The 4,917-nt window shown below is 69.2% G+C and carries 4 protein-coding genes; all 4 read left to right on the forward strand.

Going from position 1 to position 4,917, the window contains the following annotated elements; all coding sequences use genetic code 11:
- The first annotated feature begins 135 nt into the window (after positions 1 to 135).
- The gene (locus tag GXP76_RS34040; RefSeq protein ID WP_242575484.1) at positions 136 to 702 is read left to right on the forward strand and encodes a single-stranded DNA-binding protein; all 567 of its coding nucleotides are present in this window, start codon (positions 136 to 138) and stop codon (positions 700 to 702) included.
- 288 nt (positions 703 to 990) lie between these two features.
- Entirely contained in the window at positions 991 to 2,343 is a 1,353-nt protein-coding gene (locus GXP76_RS34045; protein ID WP_242575485.1) for a Cys-Gln thioester bond-forming surface protein, read from the forward strand.
- Positions 2,344 to 2,661: 318 nt separating this feature from the next.
- Entirely contained in the window at positions 2,662 to 4,326 is a 1,665-nt protein-coding gene (gene ettA / locus GXP76_RS34050) for an energy-dependent translational throttle protein EttA (protein WP_147875341.1), read from the forward strand.
- 1 nt (position 4,327) lies between these two features.
- Positions 4,328 to 4,753 (forward strand): thioesterase family protein, encoded by a 426-nt coding sequence (locus GXP76_RS34055; RefSeq protein ID WP_242575486.1) that lies wholly within the window; start codon positions 4,328 to 4,330, stop codon positions 4,751 to 4,753.
- Positions 4,754 to 4,917: the final 164 nt, after the last annotated feature.

Genomic DNA, 4,917 nt, shown 5'->3' on the forward strand with positions numbered 1-4,917 from the left:
CGCCTTGTCCACGAAAGGGTGAGGGAGTTTTCCACAACTGGTGAGTAATCCACAGGCGTCGGCGGAGATGTGCCTTCCGGGCCAGCATGAAGTGGTCGGTGAGCGCCGGCACCGGAGGAAAGCAGGGGGGCTGCCATGAACGACACCGTGGTGACGCTGGTGGGAAACGCCGCGACGGGCGTGGAGTACCGGGAGACGGCGAACGGCGGGGTGGCGCGGTTCAGGTTCGCGGTGACTCCGCGCCGCTGGGACCGTCGCAATTCGGTGTGGACCGACGGCGGTACGAGCTTCTACACCGTCTGCGCGTGGCGCAATCTCGGGGCGAATCTCACCGCCTCGGTCAACGTCGGGGACCCGCTGGTCGTGCACGGGAGGCTGCGCGTGAGGGAGGAGGCGAAGGACGGGCAGCGCCGGACGTTCGTGGACATCGACGCGGTGTCGATCGGTCACGATCTGACGTGGGGGACCTCGGCGTTCAAGCGGGTGGCGCGGGCGAATCCGGTGCTGACGGACAGTGCGGCGGACGCGTCGGCCGCCACGTCCGCCGCACTGTCCGGTGGGGCGCCCGGAGTGACGTCGGGGGCAACGGACGCCGGGCCGGTGGCGACCCGCAAACCCGTGCATACGCAACCGTGGTTGTCGGAACAGGACGAGTCGTCCGCACCGGCCGGGCAGGTCGCGGTGCCGACCGGGCCGCTCTGACCGGGGAGTTGTGGAGATTTGTCGACAGTCGAACGAATCCGAAGGTGTGAGCGATAACGATTCCGATTCGGAACGGTTATCGGAACGTACGAACGGGCATCGGCGGCCTCCGTGATCCATAGGATTCCCGAGTACTCATGGGGCACTTGAGTCTGCTGGTGAGGCAATCCCCCCACGCGTCCCACGCGGAGGACCTCACCCGGAGGGAAAAAATCTGTGTTGTCTGCGCTGTCTGAGTTCTTCGCTCCAACCGCTCGGAGGCGGGGCGCCGCCCGTCTCGCCGCCTCGATGGCCGTCACGGGCCTTGTCGTCGCGGGCTCCATGGCCGGCGCGGGCACGGCCGTGGCCGACGACACGCTCCAGCACCGCGGCGGCGCCGCCGCGACGCTCGACGGCCTCAGGACGTTCGACAAGGCCGTTCTCCACACGGACGGCGAGACGCGTGAACTGCCCGCCGGGCTCTTCGAGATGACCGTCGACGGCGGCGGCAAACTCAAGACGTACTGCATCGACATCCACAACCCCACCCAGAACCAGGCGAAGTATCTGGAGACCCCCTGGGCCCAGACCTCGCTCGGCGCCAACAAGAACGCCGGGAAGATCCGCTGGATCCTGCATAACTCCTACCCCCAGGTCGACGACCTCGCCGCGCTCGCCGACGACGCGGGCACGGGGCCGCTCACCGCGCAGACGGCCGCCGCCGGCACTCAGGTCGCGATCTGGCGCCACTCGGACAACGCCGATGTCGACGCCGTGGACCCGCAGGCCGAGAAGCTGGCCGACTGGCTGGAGCGGAGCGCCGACCACCTCGGTGAGCCCAGGGCCTCCCTCACCCTGGAGCCCGGCGCGGTCTCCGGCAGGAGCGGCGAGCTTCTCGGGCCGGTCACCGTCCGTACCGACGCGGACAGCGTCGCGGTGTCCCCGCCCGCCGACGCCGCCGCCATGGGCATCCAGGTCACCGACAAGAACCGCGAGCCCGTCACCGAGGTGACCGACGGGGCGCGGCTGTACTTCGACATCCCCGAGGACACGGCCGACGGCACGGCCTCGCTGAGCGTGCAGGCGACCACGTCGGTGCCGGTGGGCCGGGCTTTCGCCGGGGTCACCAAGAGCCAGACGCAGATCCTGGCCGGCTCCAGCGAGTCCACGGTCTCGGCGACGGCCACCGCCACCTGGGCCGCGCAGGGCGCGATACCCGCGATCACCGCCGAGAAGAACTGTGCGAAGGGCGGCGTGGACGTCACCGCGGCCAACAAGGGCGACGAGCCGTTCACCTTCCAGCTCGCCGGTGAGGAGTACGAGGTCGAGGCCGGCAAGTCCAGGACCGTCACGGTGCCGGTCGCCGAGGACCAGGCGTACGACTTCACGATCACCGGGCCCGGTGGCTTCACGGAGAACTTCCAGGGCGTCCTCGACTGCCGGACCACCGGAAACCCGGCCCCGCCGGCCGACGAGACCACCACCCAGCTGGCCCCGGCCTCGGCCGGCGGCACCGCGGGCACGGAAGGGCTCGATCTCGCCGAGACAGGCACCTCCAACGCCACCCCGATGATCGCGGGCGTCGCGATCGGGCTGGTCCTGCTGGGTGGCGCGGTGGTCTTCTTCTTCCGGAAGAAGAACGACCCCTCCACCGGGGAGTGACCGGGCCGCGGCCCCGCACGAGCACCTGCTGACCGGTACGACCCGCCGACCGGCATGGCAGACGGCCGGCCCCTGACAGCGGCTCCGACGCGCAGACGAATCCGGTCGCGCGCCGGAGCCGCGCGCCGGCACACCCCGGTCCCGCGGACCTCTTCGCACGGCCGGAGAGCGGCCGCGGGTGTCGCGGGCCGGGACGGTCTGTCCGAGCCCTGGACACGCGGTTTCTCCCCAGGGAGGGACGTGCGGCAAGATGGGTTCATCTGCCCTCACGCGGCGGAGCCGCACATTGGCCCTTCTCGATCTGCCGGACGGTTTCTCTTGGCTGAGTACATCTACACGATGCGCAAGACGCGCAAGGCGCACGGCGACAAGGTCATCCTCGATGACGTGACGCTGAGCTTCCTGCCCGGCGCGAAGATCGGTGTGGTCGGCCCCAACGGCGCCGGTAAGTCCACCGTGCTGAAGATCATGGCCGGGCTGGAGCAGCCGTCCAACGGCGACGCCTTCCTGTCGCCCGGGTACTCGGTCGGGATGCTCCTCCAGGAGCCGCCGCTGGACGAGACCAAGACGGTCCTGGAGAACGTCCAGGACGGCGCCGCCGAGACCATGGGCAAGCTGAAGAGGTTCAACGAGGTCGCCGAGCTGATGGCGACCGACTACTCCGAAGCGCTGATGGACGAGATGGGCAAGCTCCAGGAGGACCTGGACCACGCCAACGCGTGGGACCTGGACACCCAGCTGGAGCAGGCCATGGACGCGCTGGGCTGCCCGCCCGGCGACTGGCCCGTCACCACGCTCTCCGGCGGTGAGCGCCGCCGTGTCGCGCTCTGCAAGCTGCTGCTGGAGGCGCCCGACCTGCTGCTGCTGGACGAGCCCACCAACCACCTGGACGCCGAGTCCGTGCAGTGGCTGGAGCAGCACCTCGCCAAGTACCCCGGCACCGTCGTCGCCGTCACCCACGACCGGTACTTCCTCGACAACGTCGCCGGCTGGATCTGCGAGGTCGACCGCGGCCGTCTCCACGGCTACGAGGGCAACTACTCCAAGTACCTGGAGACCAAGCAGGCACGTCTGAAGGTCGAGGGCCAGAAGGACGTCAAGCGCGCCAAGCGGCTCAAGGACGAACTCGAGTGGGTCCGCTCCAACGCGAAGGGGCGCCAGGCCAAGTCCAAGGCCAGGCTGGCCCGTTACGAGGAGATGGCCGCCGAGGCGGACAAGATGCGGAAGCTGGACTTCGAGGAGATCCAGATCCCGCCGGGCCCGCGGCTCGGCAGCGTCGTCGTCGAGGTGGAGAAGCTCTCCAAGGCCTTCGGCGACAAGGTCCTCATCGACGACCTGTCGTTCTCGCTCCCGCGCAACGGCATCGTCGGGATCATCGGCCCGAACGGCGCGGGCAAGACCACGCTGTTCAAGATGATCCAGGGCCTGGAGCAGCCGGACTCCGGCAGCATCAAGGTCGGCGAGACGGTCAACATCAGCTATGTCGACCAGAGCCGCGCCAACATCGACCCGAAGAAGACGCTGTGGGCCGTCGTCTCCGACGAGCTGGACTACATCAACGTCGGCCACGTCGAGATGCCCTCGCGGGCGTACGTCTCCGCGTTCGGCTTCAAGGGCCCGGACCAGCAGAAGCCGGCCGGGGTCCTCTCCGGCGGTGAGCGCAACCGTCTCAACCTGGCGCTGACCCTCAAGCAGGGCGGCAACCTGCTGCTCCTCGACGAACCGACCAACGACCTCGACGTCGAGACCCTGTCGTCGCTGGAGAACGCGCTGCTGGAGTTCTCCGGCGCTGCCGTGATCATCTCTCACGACCGGTGGTTCCTCGACCGCGTCGCCACGCACATCCTGGCGTACGAGGGCGAGTCCAAGTGGTTCTGGTTCGAGGGCAACTTCGAGTCGTACGAGAAGAACAAGGTGGAGCGGCTCGGTGCCGACGCGGCCCGGCCGCACCGCGCCACGTACAAGAAGCTGACCCGAGGCTGACATGGCCCGTCACCACTACAGCTGCCCCCTGCGCTGGTCGGACATGGACGCCTTCGGGCACGTCAACAACGTCGTCTTCATCCGCTATCTGGAGGAAGCGCGCATCGACTTCATGTTCCGGCTGGCGCCCGGGGGCGGCTCGCCGTCCTTCTCGGGCGGGTCGGTCGTGGCCCGGCACGAGATCGACTACAAGCTGCCGCTGGTCCACCGGCACGAGCCGGTGACCGTCGAGCTGTGGGTGACGAAGATCGGCGCGGCGACGCTCACGATCGCGTACGAGATTAAGGACGAGGACCAGGTGTACGTGCGGGCCTCGACGGTCATCGTGCCGTACGACCTCCAGGCGGGCCGGCCGCGGCGGATCACCGCCGAGGAGAAGTCCTTCCTCCTGAAGTACCTCGACGACGCGGAGGCGCTCGCGGCATGACGGCGACGACCGTGCGGGCACTGCGGCTCGCCGACACGGCGGAGGCGGCGGATCTCGCCGCCTTCCTCGGACGGCTGATCCGCTACGACCGGGCCGCCGCGGTGCGCCTCCAGGCCGGCGGCGGGGCGGTGGCCGTGTTCGGGCGTCCGCCGGCGTTCGAGGTG

The sequence above is a fragment of the Streptomyces sp. NP-1717 genome (assembly GCF_022695985.1).
Classification (GTDB): Bacteria; Actinomycetota; Actinomycetes; order Streptomycetales; family Streptomycetaceae; genus Streptomyces.

Excerpts from the sequence above, each read along its gene's own strand:
- GXP76_RS34040 (WP_242575484.1), top strand. The coding sequence starts at position 136 with ATGAACGACACCGTGGTGACGCTGGTGGGAAACGCCGCGACGGGCGTG.
- GXP76_RS34045 (WP_242575485.1), top strand. The coding sequence starts at position 991 with ATGGCCGTCACGGGCCTTGTCGTCGCGGGCTCCATGGCCGGCGCGGGC.
- GXP76_RS34055 (WP_242575486.1), top strand. The coding sequence starts at position 4,328 with ATGGCCCGTCACCACTACAGCTGCCCCCTGCGCTGGTCGGACATGGAC.